We start from the raw sequence: 2208 nt of genomic DNA on the forward strand, positions 1-2208 counted from the left end.
TTTTATGTGGTACAATATATAATTTTTAGTCCTATGTACTGTACTGTTTTTTAGGGTAAATATATGATTAATTTGGTTTTGATCCTGTTTGGACAGTTTACAAGAAAGGCAAGATTCGAAATTATTTGACATTAAAACTAAAACTAACTTCAATTTGTACGCCTAGATGAGTGTCACCCAAAGAATAAAAATTTTCCTAAGAATTGGATGAGGTGGATGTGAAAAAGCATTAAATATGAATTTAATCAGAGACTATAGTAAATAAATCCCTCTATATATTAATTTTTGTTTTTTATTTAAGTTTTGATGTTACTTTTTTAATGAATCCTACTGGTTGGTTTGTTTTATAAAAAATAGGTTTTGGTATTTTTAATAAAAGAAAAATTTATTAATAAGTTGATAATATATTCATTTAGATTATTTTTGCGGCCTATTTAAGAGGGCTGGTTTTATTGAGTGATTTATCTTTTTTGGAAATTTTCTTTAGTAAACTATCCAATAAAAGACATAATTGTTAAAGCTTTTTAGGCTTAAATAAAGGTGAATGGTTTATCCTTTTAATTTGACATTTTCCAAAAGTAAATAGATCAAAAAAAGAGTGATTACCATAAGGTTGATTGAAAGGGGAGTATTATACCGGAACCTTAGTTAGACAGGAAACCCCAAATAATTAAAATATAACAAATAAACGCTGTTAAAAAATTTATTATGAAAACAAATTCTCTTTTAGGAAGGTATGGTTTCAGTAAAAGTCGGACTATATTTTCTATCCTTTTTTTATTTTTAATCAATTTTGGAGCCCTGAAGGCTCAAAATGTAAAGGTGGCTGCGATTGGTGATTTTGGATTAGCCGGTGATGGGGAAAAGGCTGTGGCTGATCTTGTAAAGAGCTGGAATGTGGATGGGATTATTACTTTAGGAGATAATAATTATGAAGATGGTGAGGCATCCACCATCGATGAGAATGTCGGCCAGTACTATCATGAATTTATTGGATCTTATAAGGGTGAATATGGGGAAGGAGCCTCCTCAAATAAATTTTGGCCATCTTTGGGGAATCACGATTGGTATACCCCAAATGCCCAGCCTTATTTAGATTATTTTGAATTACCCAACAATGAAAGGTACTATGATTTTGAAATAGGAGATATCCATTTCTTTGTGGTAGATAGTGATCCTAATGAGCCAAGCGGGGTAACCTCCTCTTCCAGACAGGGAAGATGGTTGCAAAGGAGAATGGAAGCTTCTTCTGCCCAATGGAAGGTTGTTTACTTTCATCATGCGCCTTATTCTTCAGGAAGGCATGGTGGTGAAAGCGGAATGCAATGGCCTTTTAAAGAATGGGGTGCAACAGCTGTAATTGCTGCACACGATCACCATTATGAGCGTATTATCAAAGATGATTTTGTGTATTTTGTAAATGGATTGGGAGGAGCTTCAAGGTATTCTGTCCGTTCCCGTATTTCGGGGAGCCAGGTAGATTATGATGACAATGATGGAGCAATGTTGATAGAAGCATCTTCTTCAGAGATTGTATTTAAATTTATAAATGTTGAGGGCACTCAGATTGATTCCTATACCATTTCTTCAAACTCAGCGGCCACTGTGGCTAAAACAACTGCTATCGATAATGGTCTGGTACAGTCAGATTTTAAAGAAAATACAAAAGTAGTTCTGGCACCTAACCCTGCCCCAAAAGGCCAGTTTGATTTATCTGTTAATTTGGGGGAAGAAGAGTCGGTTAATTCTCTTCTACTAACGAATGTTGAGGGAGCTTTAGTTTGGGAAAAAGAAGTAAGTTTAAAAGGAAATAGTAAGGAGAGTTTTAACTTAAGCCATTTGCCAAGAGGTCTTTATTACCTCCAGTTGATTGGAAATAATTTTAAAATTACGGAGGAGCTTATAATCGAATAAGTTGGAAGGGGTTTTTTCCCATTTTATGTTTAGAGAGCCACACCCTAAGGTGTGGCTTTCTTTTTGGAATTTTTTCCCAGTTCAGGGATTGGCAATAGTTAAATCAAAAACCATTCTTTAAAATGAAGGTCTTTTCTTGCAATGGGGGATTATAGGGGTAATGAGTTGATTTGCCATTTACCCTTTTAAATAATTTGAAAATAAGCTGATACTACGTCAATTTATTATATTGTTGTTAGCGTTTACATGACCGTTCCCTATTTGGACGGCTATATTTAATTGGGGGTTATTTTT

General features: G+C 34.1%; 1 protein-coding gene. It reads left to right on the forward strand.

Annotation, left to right across the window (positions count from 1 at the left end; genetic code table 11):
- Window positions 1-708: 708 nt before the first annotated feature.
- Entirely contained in the window at window positions 709-1914 is a 1206-nt protein-coding gene (locus tag E1171_RS02465) for a metallophosphoesterase (RefSeq protein WP_155203740.1), read from the forward strand.
- The last annotated feature ends 294 nt before the right edge of the window (window positions 1915-2208 follow it).

This window comes from Xanthovirga aplysinae (assembly GCF_009711365.1).
Lineage (GTDB): Bacteria > Bacteroidota > Bacteroidia > Cytophagales > Cyclobacteriaceae > Xanthovirga > Xanthovirga aplysinae.

Excerpts from the sequence above, each read along its gene's own strand:
- E1171_RS02465 (WP_155203740.1), top strand. The coding sequence starts at position 709 with ATGAAAACAAATTCTCTTTTAGGAAGGTATGGTTTCAGTAAAAGTCGG.